The 19571-nt window shown below is 64.3% G+C and carries 21 protein-coding genes; 11 read left to right on the top strand and 10 right to left on the bottom strand.

Annotated features, from left to right (window positions below; all coding sequences use genetic code 11):
- The first annotated feature begins 82 nt into the window (after nucleotides 1–82).
- The 6 genes from J1C56_RS20585 to J1C56_RS20560 all read left to right on the top strand — a co-directional run bounded on the left by J1C56_RS20585 (nucleotide 83) and on the right by J1C56_RS20560 (nucleotide 3869).
- Nucleotides 83–673: a hypothetical protein gene (locus tag J1C56_RS20585; RefSeq protein ID WP_214391939.1), complete on the top strand. Its 591-nt coding sequence runs from the start codon at nucleotides 83–85 to the stop codon at nucleotides 671–673.
- A gap of 42 nt (nucleotides 674–715) precedes the next feature.
- Complete coding sequence (locus tag J1C56_RS20580) at nucleotides 716–1267, top strand: urease accessory protein UreE (RefSeq protein WP_214391938.1); 552 nt, start codon at nucleotides 716–718, stop codon at nucleotides 1265–1267.
- Complete coding sequence (locus J1C56_RS20575) at nucleotides 1215–1928, top strand: urease accessory protein UreF (protein WP_420797424.1); 714 nt, start codon at nucleotides 1215–1217, stop codon at nucleotides 1926–1928. Before J1C56_RS20580 ends, J1C56_RS20575 begins: the two co-directional genes overlap by 53 nt.
- Nucleotides 1925–2365 (top strand): DUF3995 domain-containing protein, encoded by a 441-nt coding sequence (locus J1C56_RS20570; RefSeq protein ID WP_214391937.1) that lies wholly within the window; start codon nucleotides 1925–1927, stop codon nucleotides 2363–2365. The genes J1C56_RS20575 and J1C56_RS20570 overlap by 4 nt, the downstream gene beginning before the upstream one ends.
- Complete coding sequence (gene ureG, locus J1C56_RS20565; RefSeq protein ID WP_184770298.1) at nucleotides 2362–2997, top strand: urease accessory protein UreG; 636 nt, start codon at nucleotides 2362–2364, stop codon at nucleotides 2995–2997. Before J1C56_RS20570 ends, ureG begins: the two co-directional genes overlap by 4 nt.
- 113 nt (nucleotides 2998–3110) lie before the next feature.
- The gene (locus J1C56_RS20560) at nucleotides 3111–3869 is read left to right on the top strand and encodes a class II aldolase and adducin N-terminal domain-containing protein (protein WP_214391936.1); all 759 of its coding nucleotides are present in this window, start codon (nucleotides 3111–3113) and stop codon (nucleotides 3867–3869) included.
- A gap of 267 nt (nucleotides 3870–4136) precedes the next feature.
- Here the strand turns inward: J1C56_RS20560 and J1C56_RS20555 are convergent, their stop codons facing one another.
- Both J1C56_RS20555 and J1C56_RS20550 read right to left on the bottom strand, forming a co-directional pair.
- Entirely contained in the window at nucleotides 4137–4772 is a 636-nt protein-coding gene (locus J1C56_RS20555; protein ID WP_214391935.1) for an HAD family hydrolase, read from the bottom strand.
- A 99-nt stretch (nucleotides 4773–4871) separates the two neighbouring features.
- Entirely contained in the window at nucleotides 4872–5051 is a 180-nt protein-coding gene (locus J1C56_RS20550; protein WP_214391934.1) for a hypothetical protein, read from the bottom strand.
- Between the two features lie 118 nt (nucleotides 5052–5169).
- On the opposite strand from J1C56_RS20550, the gene gcvA (J1C56_RS20545) reads away from it, so the two are divergent.
- Together gcvA (J1C56_RS20545) and J1C56_RS20540 are read left to right on the top strand one after the other, a co-directional pair.
- Nucleotides 5170–6063 carry a transcriptional regulator GcvA gene (gcvA, locus tag J1C56_RS20545; RefSeq protein ID WP_214391933.1) on the top strand — a complete coding sequence of 298 codons (894 nt, stop codon included), beginning with the start codon at nucleotides 5170–5172 and terminating at the stop codon, nucleotides 6061–6063.
- A gap of 185 nt (nucleotides 6064–6248) precedes the next feature.
- Nucleotides 6249–7652, top strand: a complete 1404-nt coding sequence (locus J1C56_RS20540; RefSeq protein WP_214391932.1) for an MATE family efflux transporter — start codon at nucleotides 6249–6251, stop codon at nucleotides 7650–7652.
- A 34-nt stretch (nucleotides 7653–7686) separates the two neighbouring features.
- On the opposite strand, the gene J1C56_RS20535 is transcribed toward J1C56_RS20540, so the two are convergent.
- From J1C56_RS20535 to speB, 8 genes are all read right to left on the bottom strand, one after another.
- Nucleotides 7687–8487 carry an ABC transporter permease gene (locus tag J1C56_RS20535; RefSeq protein WP_214391931.1) on the bottom strand — a complete coding sequence of 267 codons (801 nt, stop codon included), beginning with the start codon at nucleotides 8485–8487 and terminating at the stop codon, nucleotides 7687–7689.
- Nucleotides 8484–9338, bottom strand: a complete 855-nt coding sequence (locus J1C56_RS20530) for an ABC transporter permease (protein ID WP_214391930.1) — start codon at nucleotides 9336–9338, stop codon at nucleotides 8484–8486. Before J1C56_RS20530 ends, J1C56_RS20535 begins: the two co-directional genes overlap by 4 nt.
- Complete coding sequence (locus J1C56_RS20525) at nucleotides 9335–10372, bottom strand: ABC transporter ATP-binding protein (protein ID WP_214391929.1); 1038 nt, start codon at nucleotides 10370–10372, stop codon at nucleotides 9335–9337. The genes J1C56_RS20530 and J1C56_RS20525 overlap by 4 nt, the downstream gene beginning before the upstream one ends.
- A gap of 202 nt (nucleotides 10373–10574) precedes the next feature.
- Entirely contained in the window at nucleotides 10575–11663 is a 1089-nt protein-coding gene (locus tag J1C56_RS20520; protein ID WP_246591675.1) for an ABC transporter substrate-binding protein, read from the bottom strand.
- Nucleotides 11664–11735: 72 nt separating this feature from the next.
- Complete coding sequence (locus J1C56_RS20515) at nucleotides 11736–12383, bottom strand: amino acid ABC transporter permease (RefSeq protein WP_214391928.1); 648 nt, start codon at nucleotides 12381–12383, stop codon at nucleotides 11736–11738.
- Nucleotides 12380–13048 (bottom strand): amino acid ABC transporter permease, encoded by a 669-nt coding sequence (locus tag J1C56_RS20510; RefSeq protein WP_214391927.1) that lies wholly within the window; start codon nucleotides 13046–13048, stop codon nucleotides 12380–12382. Before J1C56_RS20510 ends, J1C56_RS20515 begins: the two co-directional genes overlap by 4 nt.
- A 3-nt stretch (nucleotides 13049–13051) precedes the next feature.
- Nucleotides 13052–13855 carry a transporter substrate-binding domain-containing protein gene (locus tag J1C56_RS20505; protein ID WP_214391926.1) on the bottom strand — a complete coding sequence of 268 codons (804 nt, stop codon included), beginning with the start codon at nucleotides 13853–13855 and terminating at the stop codon, nucleotides 13052–13054.
- Nucleotides 13856–13948: 93 nt separating this feature from the next.
- Entirely contained in the window at nucleotides 13949–15010 is a 1062-nt protein-coding gene (gene speB, locus J1C56_RS20500; RefSeq protein WP_214391925.1) for an agmatinase, read from the bottom strand.
- 211 nt (nucleotides 15011–15221) lie between these two features.
- Between speB and gcvA (J1C56_RS20495) the strand changes: the two genes are divergently transcribed.
- The 3 genes from gcvA (J1C56_RS20495) to J1C56_RS20485 all read left to right on the top strand — a co-directional run bounded on the left by gcvA (J1C56_RS20495) (nucleotide 15222) and on the right by J1C56_RS20485 (nucleotide 19442).
- Nucleotides 15222–16184, top strand: a complete 963-nt coding sequence (gcvA, locus tag J1C56_RS20495; protein WP_214391924.1) for a transcriptional regulator GcvA — start codon at nucleotides 15222–15224, stop codon at nucleotides 16182–16184.
- A gap of 151 nt (nucleotides 16185–16335) precedes the next feature.
- A complete protein-coding gene (gene pncB, locus J1C56_RS20490) occupies nucleotides 16336–17640 on the top strand; it encodes a nicotinate phosphoribosyltransferase (protein WP_214391923.1) in 1305 nt (434 codons plus the stop codon).
- Nucleotides 17641–17993: 353 nt separating this feature from the next.
- Complete coding sequence (locus J1C56_RS20485; protein WP_246591673.1) at nucleotides 17994–19442, top strand: hypothetical protein; 1449 nt, start codon at nucleotides 17994–17996, stop codon at nucleotides 19440–19442.
- Nucleotides 19443–19571 lie beyond the last annotated feature (129 nt).

Here is a 19571-nt window from a genome sequence, read left to right as displayed (position 1 = left end):
GATGCCCACCAAGCATCCTCCATCTCGAATTTCTCCCGGAACAAGTGCCGACCATGCCCGCATTCGATACCAGGGGCGCCAGATGACGCCCGAACCGGCGGTAGCCGAAATCTTTCCGCATATCCGCATCGTCATGGGCATGATCATCGGCCTCGGCATGGCGCGGCTTTTGTCGGGCGTGGCCCGCATCGTCCAGCATCCGGACCAGTACCGGCTCTACCCGGTGCACCTCGCCTGGGTGGCGTCGCTGCTTTTGACGCTGGTGCATTTCTGGTGGTGGGAATTCGGGCTGTACGGCGTCCAAGGCTGGACCTTCGGCACCTACCTGTTCATCCTCGGCTACGCGATCGCGCTGTTTTTGCTGTGCGCCCTGCTCTTCCCCGACTCGATGCAGGACTACAAAAGCTACGAGGACTTCTTCTACTCGCGCCGCGCCTGGTTCTTCGGGCTCCTGGCCATGACCTACCTGCTCGACATCGTCGACACATTGATCAAGGGCGAGGTGCATTTCGCCCATTTCGGCGGCGAGTACCTGATCCGCACGCCGATCCTGGTGGCACTTTGCCTCATCGCCATCGCCACCGCGAGCAGGCGATATCATCTGGCATTCGTGACAGCTACTTTGCTGTATCAGATATCGTGGATCTGGCGGCTGTTCGACACCATCGTCTGAACCGCCGCCCGCTCCGCCATCACGCCACAGGAACAACACCCCATGCTGCGCGCTACCAAGATCATCCGTGCCGACGCCACAACAGGCGCGCAGCCCTTCGACGTCGCCGTGCTCGCCCATGACGAGCGCCACATCAGGCGCCGCGCCATCGCGCTGTCGCAAGGCGAACGCGTCCTGGTCGACCTGCCCGAGCCTGTGGTGCTCGAAACCGGCGACCTCCTGCTGCTTGAAGACGATCGCACCGCCGGCATCGTCGCCGCCGAAGAAGAGCTCTACGACATCCGCGCCCGCGACGCCGTCCACCTGACGCAGTTCGCCTGGCACATCGGCAACCGCCATCTCGCCGCGGCCATATCGGCCGAGCGCATCCTCATCCTGCGCGACCATGTCATCAAGGCGATGCTGGAAGGACTGGGCGCCACCGTCACCGACATCCTGGCACCTTTCGAGCCGGTGCGCGGCGCCTATTCCGGCCACGGCCACGATCACGGCCCTTCGCACGACCATGGACATGGACACGATCATGACGATGGGCATGACCATGGGCACCACCACCACGACCATGGCGGCCACCATCGTCACCATCATGACTGAGCGCGGCAACACGGCACTACTGCGCCTGATGGCGTGGCTGTCGCCGGCGTTCCCTGTCGGCGGCTTCTCCTACAGCCACGGCCTCGAACGCGCCGTGCATGACGGGCTGATTGCCAGCCGCGACGACCTCACCGCATGGCTCACCGCACTCGCCGAGATCGGCTCGGGCTGGAACGACGTGGTGCTGTTCGCCGAAAGCTGGCGCCGCGCCGCGACGGAGGGCGACCTGAGCGAGGTGGCGGAACTCGCCGAAGCGCTGGCCGGCTCGCGCGAGCGCCACATGGAAACGATGCTGCAGGGACAGGCCTTCCTCGCCGCCGCGACGGCCTGGCCGCATCCTGTGCTGGCGCGGCTGCCCGCCGACTGCCCCTATTGTGTCGCCGTTGGTGCTGTCGCCGGCGCGCATGGCATTACCCTTGAAGATGCGCTTGCGGCTTACCTGCAGGCCTTCGCCAGCAACCTGATCCAGGCAGCGATCCGGCTTAGCGTCATCGGCCAGACCGCCGCCACCGGCATCGTTGCGGCGTTTGAACCGACGGCACTTTCGGTCGCTGCGCGTGCGGCAGTATCGACGCTCGACGATCTGGGGTCCGCCGCCATAACCTCCTACATCATGGCGATGCGCCACGAGACCCAACATTCGAGACTGTTCCGCTCATGACCGTGCTCGCCTTCGCCCTCGCAATCGTCCTGTACCTGCTGGCCTCGATCCATGCCTATTGGGGTCTTGGCGGCGTCTGGCCGGGCACCGACCAGAGGTCATGCGCCCGCACCGTTGCCGGTTTCCGCGGCATCGAAACCATGCCCGACGCCTTTGCCAGCTTCGCCGTCACCGCCTGTCTCGTGCTGGCGACGCTGTGGCCGCTGGCGCTTGTCGGTGTCTTCGCCACGCCTTTCCCTAAAGCGGGCCTCGCCGCCTCGGCGCTGATGATCGCACTGGTGTTTCTCGGCCGAGGCATTGCCGGCTTCACGCCGGCATGGCGCAGGCTGACGCCGGAGATGCCCTTCGCGCGGCTCGACAGGAATTACTTTTCGCCGCTGTGCCTGCTCATCGGCACGGGCTTCGTCGTCCTCGCCATATCAGGATTCCAGTCATGACCTCGAAAAACGGCCCGCTTCGCATCGGCATCGGCGGCCCCGTCGGCTCGGGCAAGACGACGCTGACCGAAAAGCTGTGCAAGGCGCTGCGCGACGAGTTCTCCATCGCGGTTGTCACCAACGACATCTACACCAAGGAAGACGCGATGATGCTGGCGCGCCTGCAGGCGCTACCGGAAGAGCGCATCATGGGCGTGGAGACGGGCGGCTGCCCGCACACTGCCATCCGCGAGGACGCCTCGATCAATCTCCAGGCCATCGCCGAGATGAACAGGAAATTCCCCGACCTCGACATCGTCTTCATCGAGTCGGGCGGAGACAACCTGGCGGCAACCTTCTCGCCCGACCTCGCCGACATCACGCTCTACGTCATCTCGGTCTGCCAGGGCGAGGAGATCCCGCGCAAGGGCGGCCCCGGCATCACCCGCTCCGACTTCCTGGTCATCAACAAGAGCGACCTGGCACCTTATGTGAACGTCAATCTCGAGGTCATGGAAGGCGACGCCGCCCGCCAGCGCGGCAAGCGCCCGTTCGGCTTCACCGATCTTTCGCGCGGCAAGGGCCTGGAAGCGGTCATCGACTTCATCGTCGAAAATGGCGGGCTCAGGCTGGACCAGCAGATTTCAGCCTGACCGGCGGTTGCCGCGCCTGACCTGACGCGGCATTCTTCCTCTCAGCGCATCGACCCGAAGCCGGTTGCGGCTTCCGGAAAGTATGATGCGATGAAATCGAGAGGGAAGAACAGATGGCCGTCACCCAGCTCAAGCAGACCAACCTGCCGTTCTACGAGGAGCGCGTCGACCTCGCCTGCGCCTTCCGCTGGACAGCCAGGCTCAACATGCATGAGGCGGTGGCCAACCACTTCTCGCTCGCCGTCAACGACGACGGCTCGAAGTTCCTGATGAACCCCAACCAGGTGCATTTCTCGCGCATCAAGGCGAGCGACCTGCTTCTGATCGATGCCAACGATCCAGAAACGATGACCGGCCCGAACGCGCCCGACCCCACCGCCTGGGGCCTGCACGGCGCAGTCCACCGCAACTGCGCCCATGCGCGCTGCGTCATGCATGTGCATTCGATCCACGCCACCGTGCTGGCGTCGCTGGCCGATTCCACGCTGCCGCCGATCGACCAGAACACGGCGATCTTCTTCCGCCGCCACGTCGTCGACGCCCATTATGGCGGGCTCGCCTTCGAGGAAGAGGGCGAACGCTGTTCAAGCCTGCTCGCCGATCCCAAGGTCAAGGTGATGATCATGGGCAATCACGGCGTGCTGGTCATCGGCGACAGCGTCGCCGACACCTTCAACCGGCTCTATTATTTCGAGCGCGCCTGCGAGACCTACATCAAGGCGCTATGGACCGGCCGGCCACTGCGCACGCTGTCGGACGAAATCGCCGAAAAGGCAGCGCTCGAGCAGGAAGACTATCCCGGCCAGGCCGAACGCCACCTCGCCGAGCTCAAGGCGATCCTCGACGAGCAGGAGCCGGTGTACCGGAATTAGAAGGCGGGATTTAGCTCGTCAGCGTATCAATCGGCAGCGTCACGGCATGGATCCCCGGGTCTCCGCAGTCGCTGCGCTCCTGCTCCGCCCGAGGATGACGAGCCTTCCTTGGCGCACTTAATACCACTTGGCGGTTGAAGGTTGGCCGGGGTATCAAAGCCTTCGTCATCCTCGGGCGGAGCAGGAGCGCAGCGAACTGCGCAGACCCGGGGATCCATGCCGTGACATCTCCACCACGCCAACGGTTCCAGCCAGGCCTGAACCTGCTCAATCCAGCCCGAGCAGCGCCCGCACTTCTTCCACGCTGTGCGCCACCAGCGCACCCGTCGGACCATCGATCTTGTCCTGCGGCCAGAAGATGGTGCGCATCCCCGCTGCGACGCCGGCCATGGCGCCGGGCACGCTGTCTTCCATGACCACGGTGTCGGCAGGCGCGATGCCGGTGAGATAGGCGGCGCGCAGATAGGGCTCGGGATCGGGCTTGCCGTTGCGCACGTCGTTGCGGCTGATCGTCTTCATCGTCGGTTCGTGCACGCCGACAGCCTGCAGATTGGCCTCGACCACCATGCGATCCGAATTGGAAACGATCGCCTGGACGACACCGTTCGCCTTCAGGTCGCGGAAGATCTCCATTGCGCCCTCACGTGGCAGAAGGTTGGGCGCGCGGCTCATGTAGTGATCGTATTTGAGGGCAATCCAGTCGTCGAATTCGAGGGCGAGGCCGAACTGGTCGCGCAGCACCTCATAGACCGGCCGCGCCGCCTGGCCGACGACGCGGGCGTGCAGGTCAGCGGGCGGCTCGATGCCGACGCCGCGCAGCGCCGACACCAGCGCTTCTTCGTGCAGCGGCTCGCTGTCGATCAGCGTGCCGTCCATGTCCCAATACACTGCCTTCGGCGTCATATGACTGGTCCTTGTTCACCCCATTGCTCATAGGAGCTTTGGCGGCGGAAATGAACCGTTGATGTGACAGTGCGGAACACATGCGCGTGCGTCCGGCCATCAGACGCGGCGGCCGCAAGGGTCGTTGCCGTCAAGAAAGCCCATGTCGCGCTTGAGGTGATCCGGCAGGTCGCGGACATCAAGGAGGCGCTTGCGCGCACGCCAGCCGAACACCGCCGCCAACCGTGAAGTCAGGGAAACCGGTTCGCAATGGATGAGACTTGCCTGTACCGTGTTCATGACATTCAACTCCTCTAATACCCGTCATCAGTTGATGGGTTGACCTTGATATAGCGCTGTGAAACCCTTTATTTCCAATCGAACGTCGATCTGAACCCATTAACAGGGCTTATGTATAATGGCCGAGCAACTCCCGCCGCTTGCCGCCGTCAGGGTGTTTGAGGCCGCGGCCCGCCACGCCAGCTTCACCAAGGCGGCGAACGAGCTCGGCATGACCCAGGCGGCGGTCAGCTACCAGATCAAGCTGCTCGAGGAGCGGGTCGGCGCGCCGTTGTTTCTGCGCAAACCCCGGCAGGTGATGCTGACCGAAGCCGGCGCGCGCCTGGCGCCGGCCGTCAGCGCCGCCTTCAACATCCTGAGCGAGGCCTATGCCGAAGCGCGCGCCGGGTCAGGCGGTACGCTATGCATCTCGACGGTGCTGACCTTCGCCTCCAACTGGCTGGCGCGCCACATCGGCTCGTTCCAGCTGCGCCATCCCGCCATTGCCGTGCGCCTCGACACCTCGAGCCACATGGTCGATTTTTCGCGCGAGGCGGTCGACATCGGCATCCGCTCCGGCGACGGCAATTGGCCGGGTCTTGCCAAGCACCTGCTGTTTCGCGCCCAGTACGCCCCGATGCTCAGCCCGCGCCTCGCCGAGAGCGTCGGCGGCATCAAGGAGCCCGCCGATCTCCTGAAGCTGCGCATCCTCGATCCCAGCGACGTCTGGTGGAAACGCTGGTTCGAGCTGGCGGGTGTGCCGACCGACAGCCTGGAGGGGCGCCCCGACACCTCGATGGGCTCGCAGGCCTATGAGGCCAATGCCGCCATGGCCGGCCAGGGCGTAGCAATCCTGACCCAGAAATTCTTCACCAGCGAACTCGCCGAGGGTCGGCTGATCCAGCCCTTCGACCTGCTTGGCGACGACGGCCACGCCTACTGGCTGGTCTATCCCGAGGCGCGCCGCAACCTGCCCAAGATCCGCGCCTTCCGCGATTGGATCCTGCCAGAGATCGCCGACTTCGCCGAGTGAGCGCGAGCGCCGTTGCCGCCAGGTCAACACCGCGCTGGCTCAATGCTTGGCCACCCTGACGCCTTGCCAGGCCAGCCCGTTTGCTTCAAAACCGCTCCACGGCGAGGCAAAACCAGGTGTTTTGAGGCCGAATCGATCGATATCGGCGGCATATCTCGCGATATCGGCACGAAAGACGAAAAGAAATGTCTGCGATCGCAACCGGCGCGCAATCACCGGCAACGCCTTGGCGTCACGAAATTCGGGCGATGCTGGCGCTTGCCTGGCCGATGATACTCACCAACCTGGCGCAGACAGCGATGACCGCCACCGACGTGATGATGCTCGGCCGGCTGGGTCCCGATGCGCTGGCCGCCGGCGCGCTCGGCTCCAACCTCTATTTCGCGCCGCTGATCTTCGGCCTCGGCCTGATGTATGCGACCTCGCCGATGATGGCGGCCGAGCTTGGCCGCAAGCGCCATTCGGTGCGCGACGTCCGCCGCACCGTGCGCCAGGGCCTGTGGCTCGCCGTCCTCATCTCGATCCCGATCTGGGCCCTGTTGTGGTACGCCGAGGCGATCCTGCTCGCCATGGGCCAGGAGCCCAAGCTCGCCGAGCAGGCCGGCATCTATGTCCATCACCTGCAGTGGGCGGCGTTGCCGTTCTTCGGCTACATCGTCCTGCGCTCGTTCATCTCGGCGCTGGAGCGCCCCGGCTGGGCGCTGGTCATCATGGCCATCGCTGTAGCGGCCAACGCGTTCGGCAACTGGCTCCTGGTGTTCGGCAAATGGGGCTTCCCCGAAATGGGCATCGCCGGCTCCGGCCTTGCCACCAGCATCGCCAGCGGCATGATGTTCGTCGGCATGGCGGCCGTCGTGATGATGGAAAAGAAGTTCCGCCGCTACCGCCTGTTCGGCCGTTTCTGGCGCGCCGACTGGCCGCGCTTCAAGACACTGCTCAAGCTCGGCTTGCCGATCTCCGGCATCCTCGCCTTCGAGGTGACGATCTTCAACGCCGCCGCATTCCTGATGGGGCTGATCAGCTCGTCCTCGCTCGCCGCGCACGCCATCGCACTCCAGATCTGCTCGGTGACCTTCATGATCCCGCTCGGTCTCGGCCAGGCGGTCACGGTGCGCGTCGGCCTGGCCTACGGCGCCAAGGACCGCGACGGCATTACTCGTGCCGGATGGACGGCTTATGCGCTCGGCGTCGGCTTCATGGCGCTGATGGCGCTGGTGATGGTGTTCTGGCCGCATCTGCTGATCTCGGCGTTCATCGACACAAGCGACCCGGCCAACGCCCAGGTGATCGGCCTCGCGGTCAGCTTCCTGGTCTTCGCCGCACTTTTCCAGGTCGTCGACGGCGCCCAGGCGGTGTCGGCCGGCCAGCTGCGCGGGCTGCAGGATACGAAGGTGCCGATGATCCTCGCGGCGATCGGCTATTGGGGCATCGGCCTGCCGCTCGGCGTCGTGCTCGCCTTCCACTTCGGCTTCGAGGGCCGCGGCATCTGGATCGGCCTGTTCTCCGGCCTCGCCGTGGTGTCGGTGCTGCTCTTGTGGCGCTGGCTGAGGCGCGACAGGCTCGGCCTGATGGACAAGCCGGTGATGTGATGAAAAGGGCCGCGTTTCTGCGGCCCTTTTCGATTCAGCTCTCCGAGGACATCGCCCCGAGCAACCGCCTGATATCGCCGAACCTGGCGATCAGGCCGAACACCAATGCCGCCACCGCGACGAAGAACACCGACACCGAGGCCATCGTTGGCGTGTAGCCGTAGCGCAGGGCGTTGAAGATCTTGATCGGCAGCGTCTCCATCGTGAAGCCGATCGTCATGTAGGCGACGATGTATTCGTTTAGCGACAAGACGAAGGCGAACGCGTAGCCCGAGACGAGATAGGGCCGGATCAGCGGCAGCACCACCGTCTTCAGCACCGTGCGGTCGTCGGCGCCCATCGTCGCCGCCGCCTCGACCAGCGAGCGGTCGATGGAGGCGAAGCCGAGCGACAGCGTCACCAGTGGCAAGGTAACAAAGAAGATCGCGTGGCTGATGACGGCCGTCCAGGGCTGGCCATAGAAACCGGTCGTCGCCCAGAAGGTCAGCATGCCGAGCGCGGTGATGACAGGCGGCAGGATGAACGGCGCCAGGCCGAGGATCTGGAACACGTTGGCCCAGGGCGCGATGCGCCGCCACAGGAACCAGGCCAGCGGCAAGGCGATGGCGACCGCAAGGGCGGCGGCGGTGACGGCCAGCGACAGCGAGGCGATCAGCGCCTTGCGCCATTCCGGATCGGCGAAGATCTGCGCGTACCAGGCCAGGGAGAAGCCTTTCGGCGGGAAGGCCAGGTCCTGCTTTTCGTTGACCGAAACGCCGGCAACGACAATCAGTGGTGCGGCGAGGAACAGGGCAACGGCTGCGAAATAGAGCCGGCGAAGGAAGGTCTGTTTCACAGCGCGTTCTCCCTGCGTCCGACAAGCAACGTAAGCCCCACCAGCGCCAGAGACATCAGAACCAGGAACACCGCCATCGCAGCGGCAAACGGCATGTTGGACTGGTAGATGGCCTGGTCGGTGATCAGCACCGACAGCGTCCAGTGCGACGGCCGGCCAAGGATCTGCGGCAGCAGGTAGGAGCCGAGCGCGAAGACGAAGACCATGATCAGCGTCGCGACGATGGTGTTGCGCAGCGCCGGCACGACGACGTTCATGAACGCCCGAACCGGCGAGGCGCCGAGCGTGCGCGCAGCTTCAAGCAAGGTCGGGTCGAGCCGCACCAGGGCGGGGTAGAGCACCAGGATGGTGTAGGGCAACGCCTGGTAGACCATGCCGGTCAGCACCGCCCAGAAGCTCGGCAAAAGCGCCACCGGTTCCTTCATCAGGCCGATGGCGACGAACAAATTGGTGATGCCGGCGGTGCGCGAAAACAGCGTCGACCAGGCAAAGCCGATGATGACCTCCGACAGCGACAGCACCGACAACAGGCAGACCAGCCAGATCGTCTGCACCTTGCGTGGCCGCTTGGTCAAAAGATAGGTGAAGGGAAAGGCGATGACGACGCAGCAGATCGCCACCATCACCGCCAGCATCAGCGAAAAGCCGAGAACCTTGGCGAAAAACAGGCTGAGGAAGCGGGCGTAATTGTCGAAGACGAAGTCGGGCGTGTAGAAGCCCGAGGGATCGCGCTGGAAGAAGCTGACGGCGATCATCGTCGAGAACGGCACGACGAAGAAGACGATCAGCATCAGCCCGGGAAAGAACAGCGGGCTGTAATCGGCAAGCGATTTCGGCGCCTCGCGTTTCATGACTTGAGCACCACGCAGGCGTCCGCCGGCAGGATCAGGCCGACCTGCTGGCCGGCCACGACCTCGGGTCGCTCGCGCGGCGTCGCCACCGCAACGATGGTCTTGCCGCCGGCCTCGACGAAGGTTTCGATGGTGCCGCCGAGATCGCGCACGAAGGTCACCGTGCCAGCGATCGCGTCGCCGCCAACCGGGCCGAGATGCACGTCCTCGGGGCGGATCGAAACGGACGCCTTGGTCATGCCTTCGGGCATCGTCAGGTTGGGGATGGCCTGGCCCAGCACCGAGACACGGCCAAGCCTGTCGGCGGTCGCATCGAGCAGGTTGGTCATGCCGATGAAATCGGCGACGAAGGCATCGGCCGGCTTGCGGTAGATCTCGATCGGCGGTGCTGCCTGCAGGATCTTGCCGTTGCCCATGACGACGACGAGATCGGCCATGGTCATCGCCTCGCGCTGGTCGTGGGTGACGACGAAGGTGGTGATGCCAAGCCGCTGCTGCAGCTGGCGCAGCTCGACCTGCATCGCCTCGCGCAGCTTGGCGTCGAGCGCCGACAGCGGCTCGTCGAGCAAAAACAGTTTCGGCGACAAAGCGAGCGCGCGGGCAATGGCGACGCGCTGGCGCTGGCCGCCGGAAAGCTTGGCCACGGGGCGGTCGGAGAAGCCCTGCAGATGGATCAGCTTGAGCAATTCGTCCGAGCGCTTCTTCTGGTCCTCGCGCGATGCGCCGCGGATGCGCAGGGGATAGGCGATGTTGTCGCCGACCGACAGATGCGGAAACAAGGCCAGCGACTGGAACACCATGCCGAGGTTGCGCTTGTGCGTCGGCACCGGCGTGATGTCGGTTCCGTCGAGCAGGATCTGGCCGCTTGTCGGATCCTCCAGCCCGGCGATCATGCGCAACAGCGTGGTCTTGCCGCAGCCCGACGGGCCGAGCAGGCAGACGAACTTGCCATGCGGCACCGACAGATTGGCCGTGTCGACAGCCGTGAAGTTGCCGAATGACTTGGTGATGTTCTGCAGTGACAGGCCTGACATGCATTGCCCCATCTGAGATTTTGAGAATGCCCTTGCGCCTCGCGTCGGTCGGAAACGCCGCGTCGACGGCTGGCGTTACCCTCCCCCTTGTGGGGAGGTCGGCGCGTAGCGACGGGGTGGGGGTCGGCAAGCACGAAGTTTGGCGAGTACCCCCACCCGGCCCTGCGGGCCACCCTCCCCACAAGGGGGAGGGTAAACCAGATCAGCCGACGATCAGCTCGGTCCACTTCTGGTTAATCCAGTCGGCCTTGGTGGTGTAGAGGTCGTAGCGCGGGATGATCGGCGGGATGTCGGACGACACCGCGGCGAACTGTTCCGGCGTGAGATCAAGCAGCTCGCGCTTGACCGTCGGTGCGGTGCCGACCTTGCGCGACATCAGCGACTGCACGGCGGGCTGGCACATGTGGTCGATGAAGGCATGCGCCTCCTCGGTCTTCTTCGAGGCGCGCGAGATGACCCAGTTGCCGGAATCCTGGATGCCGCCTTCCTTCGGGAATGTGGAGCGAACGGGCTGGCCATCGGCAGCGGCAAGGCCGGTGACGTCATGGTAATACTGCCCCATCGGGATTTCGCCCGACTTCAGCGCCTGTTCGAACTGTGCCTCGTCACGATACCACAACCTGACGTTCGGCTTGACCTCGGCGAGCTTTTCCAGCGCCTTCTGGATACCCTCCTCGGTGTCGAGCGCCTTGGTTCCGCCCATGAAGGTCGTGGCTGTCACTTCGAGCAGGAACGAGTTGGAGGCGAGCGCCAGCAGGCCGAGCTTGTCGGCGTTGGCCGGGTCCCAGAACGCGGCCCAGCTGTCGGGCGCTGTCGGGAAGACGTTGGTGTTGGTGACAAGCGTGATGTACCAGGCCACCGCACCGATGCCGGCGACGCGGCCATCGGGGTATTTGTTGACGAAGTGGTCGATCAGGTTCGAGCTGTTCTTGATCTTGGTGAGGTCGATCGGCGCCCACAGATCGGTCGCCTGCCCCTTCAACGTTGATACTTGCGACATCATCGACAGGTCGGCCGGTGCCTGGCCTGCCTTGGCCGCCTGCTCGAGCTGCACCAGCCAGGCCTCGCCGGTCGGCTCGGCGACGGATTCCACAGCGATACCGGTCGCCTTGGTGAATTCGGGGAAGATGTGCTCGTCGAACGACTTCTTGAAGTAGCCGCCATAGACGCCGATCTTGATCGACTTGTCCTGCGCTCTGAGGATCGACGGCATCGCCAGCAGGCTCGCCGATGCGACGCCGGCACCGAGCACGGCGCGCCGGCTGATCGGGTGGTTCAGAATCTTGCTCATGCTAGTTCTCCTCATTTATTGCCGGCTTTGTGCCGGCTGTTCCCACGGGTTCTTATGATGATGGAGTGTCGTTCAGCGTGCTGCGGCGCGGGCCTCCAATGAACGTGCATACTGGGTCAGCGGGTAGCAGAGCACGAAGAAGATCAGTGCCACCAGCCCGTAGACGGTGAACGGTTCGAAGGTCGCGTTGTTGATGGCGTTCGAGGTCCTGAGCAGCTCCTCGAAGCCGATGATCGAGGTCAGTGCGGTTGCCTTGATCAGCTGGACGAGGAAGCCGACGACCGGCGCACGCGTGATGGCGAAGGCCTGCGGCAGGATGATCAGGCGCAGCTCCTGGATATAGTGCAGGCCGAGGCTGGCGCCGGCATCCCACTGGCCACGCGGCAAGGCATCGACGCCGCTGCGCCAGATCTCGGCAAGATAGGCGCTGGCAAAGAAGGTCAGCCCGAGAACAGCGGCCGTCCACGGCTCGATGCGGAAACCGAGCATCGGCAGGCCGAAGAACATCAGGAAAAGCTGCATCAGCAACGGCGTACCCTGAAACAGCGCGATGTAGCCGCTGGCAAAGCGCCGTGCCCACTTGGCCTTGGAGATGCGCAAAAACAGGATGGCGATGCCAACGATGCCGCCGCCGACGAAGGCCGCGATCGACAGGAGCACGGTCCAGCGCGTCGCGAAGATCAGGTTGCGCAGGATGTCCCAGAAGGTGAACTCGATCATGACACACCCGCCGAAAGCGTGCGGCGGCCGACACCGACGAGGACACGGCGCAGGATGATCGACAGGCCGAGATAGATCATCGCCACGACGAAATAGGTCTCGAACGGACGGAAGGTCCGCGCCTGCAGCATATCGGCTTCGTAGGTGAGTTCACTCACTGCGATCTGCGACACGACTGAAGACTCGAGCATCATGATCACGATCTGGCTGGTCAGCGCCGGGAAGATGACCTTCAGCGCCTGCGGCAAGACGATCTTGACGAAGACCTGGCGCGGCCGCAAGCCCAAAGCAAAGGCCGCCTCGCGCTGGCCCTTCGGCACCGCGTCGAGGCCGGCGCCGACGATCTCGGTGGTGTAGGCGGCCATGTTGAGCGTCATCGCCAGCATGGCGGCGACAATCGGATCGAGCCGGATGCCGATGCTCGGCAGGCCGAAGAAGATGAAGAACAGCTGCACCAGGAACGGCGTGTTCCTGATCACCTCGACATAGACCGTGATGGCGCGCCGGAGCCATTTCGGCCCGCTGCGCCGGCCGGCGGCTGCCAGCACGCTGATCAGCGTGCCGGCAATCGTCGTCACCACGATCAGCAGGACCGTCATGGCGGCACCGCGGGCGATCGCGCCCACGGCCCCCTCAAGCCAGCCGAAGTCGAGGCTGTAGCTCACCGATCAATCCTTGAGGTTTTCGGGGTTGAGCGGAACCTTGAGCCATTCTTCCGATGACTTCGAGAGACGGCCATCGGCGAGCATCGCCGCCACCGTGTCGTTGATGACCTTCTTGAGGCCGTCCTCGCTCTTGTTGAGGCCGATATGCGACGGCGAGGTCAGAAGCTGGAACTTCTGCTCCGGCTTCAGCGCCTCCTGGCGTGCCAGCACCTGGGCGCCGACGTCATTGCCGACGACCATCAGCTGGGTCTGGCCGGAAATGAAGGCCTGGATGACGGCGTTGTAGTTGTCGAAGCGCTTGATGTCGGCGCCGGCAGGTGCCGCCTCGGTCAGCGAGGTGTCTTCCAGCGTGCCGCGATTGACGGCGATCGACTTGTCGGCGAGGTCTTCCTTGCCTGATACCTTGAGTTCGGCGGGGCCGATCACGGCGATGTAGTAGGGCGCATAGGCCGCGGCGAAGTCGATGACCTGCTCGCGCTCCTTGGAGTAGCCGACGCTCATCAGCAGGTCGACGCGCTTGTCGGTCAGGTAGGGGATGCGGTTCTGTCCGGTCACCGGCACCGGGTTGAGCTTGACCTTGAGCGCATCGGCGATCGCCTGCGCCACGTCCATGTCATAACCCTTGAGGCTCATGTCGGCGCTGGCCGAGGAGAAGGGCGGGAAATCGGCGAAGACGCCGACATTGATCTGGCCGGCCTTGGCAATGTCCTCGAGCGCGTCGGCATTTGCCGGCTGCACGGCGAAGATGGCGGTGCCTGCGACAAGCAGGGCCGCTGCCGTCGTTTGCAGGAGCGTCTTGATGTTCATGTCGTGCTTCCCTCTGGGATGTTTGTTGTTGAAGTGTCGCGTTAGCACCTGGCCGCCGCTTCCCATACAGCGGCCAGTCGAAATTGCTGTTGGTTACGCGCCCTTGTTGGTGACGAAGGGACTGAACAGCATCAGGCTCAGGATTTCGAACAGCACCTGGGCGCCGGCATGTGCCGTGTTGGTTGTCGAATCATATTGCGGCGCCACCTCGACGACGTCGCCGCCGACAAGGTTGAGGCCCTTGAGGCCACGAACGATCTCCAGCACCTCGCGCGTCGTCAGGCCGCCCACCTCGGGCGTGCCGGTGCCGGGCGCGAAGGCCGGGTCGAGGCTGTCGATGTCGAAGGACAGGTAGGTCGGGCCGTCGCCGACGATCTTCTTGGCCTTCTCGATGACGGCCGGGATGCCCATGCCACTGACCTCTTCGGCGTGGATGATGGTCATGCCGGATTCGTAGGAGAATTCCCACAGATATTCGGCCGAGCCGCGGATGCCGATCTGGATGACGCGGCTCGGGTCGAGCACGCCGTCGAGCACCGCGTTGCGGAACGGACCGCCATGGTGGAACTTGGTCAGGTCGTAGGCGCCGCCAGTGTCGCAATGGGCGTCGATATGGATCATGCCGACAGGGCGGTTCTTGCCGACCGCCTTGAGGATCGGATGGGTGATCGAATGGTCGCCGCCAACCGACAGCGGCACAACGCCGGCATCGACGATCTGGCCGATGCGGCGCTCGATGTCCTCATGGCTGAGTTCGAGCCGGTAGCGGCTGCGGAACGGCACGTCGCCGATATCGGCCACGCGCAATTCCTGCACCGGGGCGCAGTCGAGCACATGGTTGTAGGGTCCGATGCGCTCGATGGTGCGCAGCGCGCGCGGGCCGAAACGCGAGCCCGGACGGTTGGTGACGCCGAGATCCATCGGCACGCCGATCATCGCCACCTGCAGGTCGCCGAAATCGGGGTTGTCGTTGTCGACCTCACGGTAAGGTGCGGTGAGGAAGGTCGGGATGCCCGAATAGGGCGCAAGCCGCGTGCCGGCCTTGTTGAAGATCTTGTCGGCGACACGGCGAAACTTCGGGTCGAACAGGTCGCCGCCATGGCCTTCGCCATATTTCTTGCGCAGCTCGTCAAGTTTCTTGACGTCGAAACCCATGATGTCCTCCTGTGGTCCGAGACGGCAATGCGGGATGATCGCCTGCGGCCGTCCGCTCCCGGCGGTCAGCCTGATACCTCGTGTTCCCCGCATGCTTTTTGGTTGTTATGGGGCAAGTTTCCGGCAGCGCCGTTGAAATAGCAATTGATAATGTTAAGGTCTGTGCTGTGAGAATTTCTCACAGTCCATACCTCTCCCAGGCGGAGTTTCCATGTCCCGGCGCCTGCCCCCGCTCAACCCGCTGCGCGCCTTCGAGGCGACCGCCCGCCATGGCTCGCTGACCAAGGCGGCAGGCGAGCTCAACGTCACCCACGGCGCCATCAGCCACCAGATCCGGGCGCTTGAAGCCACGTTGAAGGTCAAGCTTTTGGAGCGTGCCGGCTCACGCCTCAAGCTCACCCCGCAAGGCGCCGAGCTTCTGCCTGCAGTGACAGGCGCCTTCGAAAGCATCGCGGCGGCTACCGCCCGCATGACCCGGCCGACCAGTTCGGGCAAGCTCACCGTCAGCTGCGTTCCGGCGCTGCTGTCGTTGTGGCTTGTGCCGCGCATCGGCGGCTTCACCGCGCAATATCCTGGCATCAGCCTCAGCCTCAACGCCTCCAACGACCCGCGCGACATCCACGCGCCCGACGTCGATGTCTGCATGCTCTATGGCGACGGCAGCTGGACCGATTGCTGGCTGAAGAAGTGGTCGACGCTGGAGCTGTTTCCGGTGGTCAGCCCGACGCTGATCAACAATCGGCCTATCCGCAGCGTGCGCGACCTGTCCGACCACATCCTTTTGCACGCCGATGACGGCCGCGAATGGCACACCTGGCTTGCCGCCGCCGACGCGCTCGACGTCAGGCCGGTGCAGCAGCACCGCATGTCGGGGGCGAGCCTGACCACCGAAGCGGCCGTCCATGGCCACGGGCTGGCGCTCGGCGACAGCGTCACCGCGTCGGGCATGCTCGCCAAGGGCCAGCTGGTCACGCCGTTCAACCTGTCGGTTCCGGCGGTCGATGCCTTCTACATCGTCTGCCGCAACGAGGTGAAATCGGCGCCCATTGCCCAGGTCTTCATCGACTGGCTGTTCGCCGAGCGCGAAGAGCTTCCCGCCCGCACCGAACAGGCCGTCACCGGCCAGATCAGCATCCGCAAGCGGCGCGGCCAGAAGGCGGCGACCGCCGGCTAGTCTTCGCCGGCGCCTACCTTGTTCAGCCGATGCAACCATAGGGCCAGGGTTGCTTTTTTCTGGTCTTAAGCTTGATCGCCCGGGCGCTATATCCCAATGCTGTCAACGTAGGTGCGTCCGGTAGTGGCGCGCCAGGGAGGAATGAAGCGGCATGGCCAGGACCGACATTGCACGCAGGGTGTACAACCACACCTGGAAGCTCGATCCGATCGTGCGCTCGCTGCTCGACACGGACTTCTACAAGCTGTTGATGCTGCAGATGATCTGGGGCATGCACCCCAAGGTCGACGCCACCTTCTCGCTTATCAACCGGGCCACTTCAGTCAAGCTCGCCGAGGAGATTGACGAGGGCGAACTGCGCGAGCAGCTCGACCATGCGCGAACGCTGCGCTTCTCCAAGAAGGAGATGATCTGGCTCGGCGGTAACAATTTCTACGGCCGCAAGCAGATCTTCGAACCTGAATTCCTGGCCTGGCTCGAGAATTTCCAGCTGCCGCCCTATCATCTCGAAAAGCGCGACGGCCAGTACGAGCTGACTTTCGCTGGCCCCTGGGTCCTGACCTCGATGTGGGAAATCCCGGCGCTCGCCATTATCAACGAGTTGCGCTCGCGCTCGGCGATGAAGGCCTTCGGCCCCTTTGCGCTCGACGTGCTCTACGCCCGCGCCAAGGCCAAGATGTGGGACAAGACCGAGCGGCTGAAGATGCTGCCCGAGATCAAGATCTCCGATTTCGGCACTCGCCGCCGCCACTCCTTCTTGTGGCAGCGCTGGTGCGTCGAAGCGCTCAAGGAAGGCATCGGCGAAGCCTTTACCGGCACCTCCAACGTGCTGCTCGCCATGGACACCGACCTTGAGGCGCTCGGCACCAACGCGCACGAGCTGCCGATGGTCTATGCCGCCCTTGCCAATAACGAGGACGAGCTCAAGCAGTCGCCCTACAAGGTGCTGCGCGACTGGCAGCGCTATTACGGCGGCAACCTCTTGATCGTCCTGCCCGACGCCTTCGGCACGGCGGCCTTCCTGCGCGACGCACCCGACTGGGTCGCCGACTGGACCGGCTTCCGCCCCGACAGCGCCCCGCCGATCGAAGGCGGCGAACGCATCATCGAGTGGTGGCGCAAGAAGGGCCAGGACCCCAGGTCCAAGCTGCTGATCTTCTCCGACGGCCTCGACGTCGACACCATCATCGAGACCTACCGCCACTTCGAAGGCAAGGTGCGCATGTCCTTCGGCTGGGGCACCAACCTCACCAACGACTTCGAAGGCTGCGCGCCGGTCGAGACCGACAGGCTCAACGCCATCTCGCTGGTCTGCAAGGTCACCGAGACCAATGGCCGCCCGGCAGTCAAATTGTCCGACAACCCGGCCAAGGCCACCGGCGACAAAAAAGAAATCGCCCGCTACCTCCGCATCTTCGGCGAAAAGGACCGGGTCGAGCAGCTGGTGAAGGTTTAGGGGCGGCTTGGGGCCTGGATTTGGGTTTCCTTCAACCTCTCATTCCTTCGCACCCCCCTCTGCCCTGCCGGGCATCTCCCCCACAAGGAGGGAGATTAGTCTCGTTGCCGGCGGCGCTCATTCTACAACGTCGTATGGATGAGCCTTTGCAACGTTGGTAGTTGGCCGGGCGGCTGATGAAGGCGTGATCTCCCTCCTTGTGGGGGAGATGGCCGGCAGGCCAGAGGGGGGTGCGAAGGATCGCGCGGCAAAAGGGCTGCCTCGCAAAGCGCGAGCGTCACCACCTGTCGCCATCCGCCGTAGATAGTCGCCCCCTTTCCGCGACCCAAGCCATATGGCACATCGGGAGCGTGATGCGGGGAACCAACACAACCAGAGCCATCCGGCGAAGTGCGGCGACAGTGCTTGCCGCATGCAGCGCGACCGCATGGCAAACCTCGCCCGCTTTCGCCCACGCCTCCGAGCGCGGCCATGTCCTGCTGTTGCCAACCGGACACTACATAGCCGGTGCAGCTTTGGCCGTAGCCGCGAGTTTCCTCGTGCTTGCGATCCTGCCTCCTGAACGGCTGGTCTCCTTCTGGCGCACACGCTTTCCGCTCGGCTCGATCCCGAATCTGCGGCTGCCGGTTAGCCTGCTCTCATTTGCCGCCTTCGCAGCACTGATCCTCGCCGGGTTCATCGGCTCACGCGACCCGCTGTCCAACCCACTGCCGCTGACGATCTGGACACTGCTCTGGGTCGGCCTGACCCTCGCCCAGGGCCTGGTTGGCAATCTCTGGGCACGGCTCAACCCATGGTACGGGCCGTATCGCCTGGTCAGGCGGGCACTGGGCTCGAAGGCGGATGGCGACAGCCCGCTGCGCCTGCCCGCTTGGGTCGGCTACTGGCCGGCCTTCATCCTGTTCCTTGCCTTCGCCTGGTTCGAGCTGATCGACCCGGCTCCCGACGATCCGGCGCGCCTTGCCATCGCGGCCGGCACCTACTGGCTGTTTTCGTTCGTTGCGATGCTGGCCTTCGGCTTCGAGCGCTGGAGCCGGCAAGGCGAATTCCTGTCGGCCTTCTCAGCCATGATCGGCCGCTTCGGCATCGTCGATGGCAAGCGGGACGGGGCCCGCCTGCGCTTAGCCGTGTGCTGGCCCGGCGCGAAACTCAACGACGTCGAGCCGCTGCCGCCATCGGGCGCGCTGTTCCTGCTCTCGACACTCGCTTCGGTGTCCTTCGACGGCTTCGCCAAAACCTTCGTCTGGCTCGGGCTCAACGGCATCAATCCGCTCGAACTGCCAGGCCGCAGCGCGCTCATTGCCATCAACAGCGTCGGCCTGGTGGCGGTTTTCGTGGCGCTCGCCGCCTTTGGGCTATTCGCGGTCGTCGCCGGCCAAAGGCTGGTCCGCAGCACCGTGCCGCTGTCGAATGCCGCCGGCCTGCTTGTCTGGTCGATCGTGCCGATCGCGCTCGCCTATCATTTCTCGCACTACCTGACGGCATTGCTGGTCAACGGCCAATACGCACTTGTCGCGCTGTCGGACCCGTTCGCGCTGGGCTGGAACCTGTTCGGCACAGCCCATATGCCGGTCGAGGCCGGCATCGCAATGGGCTCGGAATCCGCCTGGCTGATCTGGAACCTGCAGGCGGCTGCCATCGTCGCCGGGCACGTGCTGGCGGTGCTTGTCGCCCACCTGCTCGCCTGGCGGCTTCACCCCTCCCCAGCCAGCGCCTCGCTCAGCCAGCTGCCACTCACAGTGCTGATGATCGGCTATACCGTTTTCGGCCTCTGGCTGCTCTCGACAGCCACGGCGGGATAGTGCAAATGCAGATGGTTTTGACCCTGCGGAAGCAACTATTGCCACGCCTGGGGATTGGTGATCTAGTTTGTATACATGCAATTTTTCGCCATTTCTTGAGTTCCGGGCGGAACAGCCGCCAATCCGCAC

It is taken from the genome of Aminobacter anthyllidis, from assembly GCF_018555685.1.
Taxonomy (GTDB): domain Bacteria; phylum Pseudomonadota; class Alphaproteobacteria; order Rhizobiales; family Rhizobiaceae; genus Aminobacter; species Aminobacter anthyllidis.
The sequence above is the reverse complement of the archived record's forward strand: the minus strand, read 5'-3'. Positions and strand labels throughout refer to the sequence as shown.

Bases quoted from the DNA above. Each gene is read 5' to 3' on its own strand.
- J1C56_RS20585 (WP_214391939.1), top strand. From the start codon at position 83: ATGACGCCCGAACCGGCGGTAGCCGAAATCTTTCCGCATATCCGCATC.
- J1C56_RS20580 (WP_214391938.1), top strand. From the start codon at position 716: ATGCTGCGCGCTACCAAGATCATCCGTGCCGACGCCACAACAGGCGCG.
- J1C56_RS20575 (WP_420797424.1), top strand. From the start codon at position 1,215: ATGGGCACCACCACCACGACCATGGCGGCCACCATCGTCACCATCATG.
- J1C56_RS20570 (WP_214391937.1), top strand. From the start codon at position 1,925: ATGACCGTGCTCGCCTTCGCCCTCGCAATCGTCCTGTACCTGCTGGCC.
- ureG (WP_184770298.1), top strand. From the start codon at position 2,362: ATGACCTCGAAAAACGGCCCGCTTCGCATCGGCATCGGCGGCCCCGTC.
- J1C56_RS20560 (WP_214391936.1), top strand. From the start codon at position 3,111: ATGGCCGTCACCCAGCTCAAGCAGACCAACCTGCCGTTCTACGAGGAG.
- J1C56_RS20555 (WP_214391935.1), bottom strand. From the start codon at position 4,772: ATGACGCCGAAGGCAGTGTATTGGGACATGGACGGCACGCTGATCGAC.
- J1C56_RS20550 (WP_214391934.1), bottom strand. From the start codon at position 5,051: ATGAACACGGTACAGGCAAGTCTCATCCATTGCGAACCGGTTTCCCTG.
- gcvA (WP_214391933.1), top strand. From the start codon at position 5,170: ATGGCCGAGCAACTCCCGCCGCTTGCCGCCGTCAGGGTGTTTGAGGCC.
- J1C56_RS20540 (WP_214391932.1), top strand. From the start codon at position 6,249: ATGTCTGCGATCGCAACCGGCGCGCAATCACCGGCAACGCCTTGGCGT.
- J1C56_RS20530 (WP_214391930.1), bottom strand. From the start codon at position 9,338: ATGAAACGCGAGGCGCCGAAATCGCTTGCCGATTACAGCCCGCTGTTC.
- J1C56_RS20525 (WP_214391929.1), bottom strand. From the start codon at position 10,372: ATGTCAGGCCTGTCACTGCAGAACATCACCAAGTCATTCGGCAACTTC.
- J1C56_RS20520 (WP_246591675.1), bottom strand. From the start codon at position 11,663: ATGAGCAAGATTCTGAACCACCCGATCAGCCGGCGCGCCGTGCTCGGT.
- J1C56_RS20515 (WP_214391928.1), bottom strand. From the start codon at position 12,383: ATGATCGAGTTCACCTTCTGGGACATCCTGCGCAACCTGATCTTCGCG.
- J1C56_RS20505 (WP_214391926.1), bottom strand. From the start codon at position 13,855: ATGAACATCAAGACGCTCCTGCAAACGACGGCAGCGGCCCTGCTTGTC.
- speB (WP_214391925.1), bottom strand. From the start codon at position 15,010: ATGGGTTTCGACGTCAAGAAACTTGACGAGCTGCGCAAGAAATATGGC.
- gcvA (WP_214391924.1), top strand. From the start codon at position 15,222: ATGTCCCGGCGCCTGCCCCCGCTCAACCCGCTGCGCGCCTTCGAGGCG.
- pncB (WP_214391923.1), top strand. From the start codon at position 16,336: ATGGCCAGGACCGACATTGCACGCAGGGTGTACAACCACACCTGGAAG.
- J1C56_RS20485 (WP_246591673.1), top strand. From the start codon at position 17,994: ATGCGGGGAACCAACACAACCAGAGCCATCCGGCGAAGTGCGGCGACA.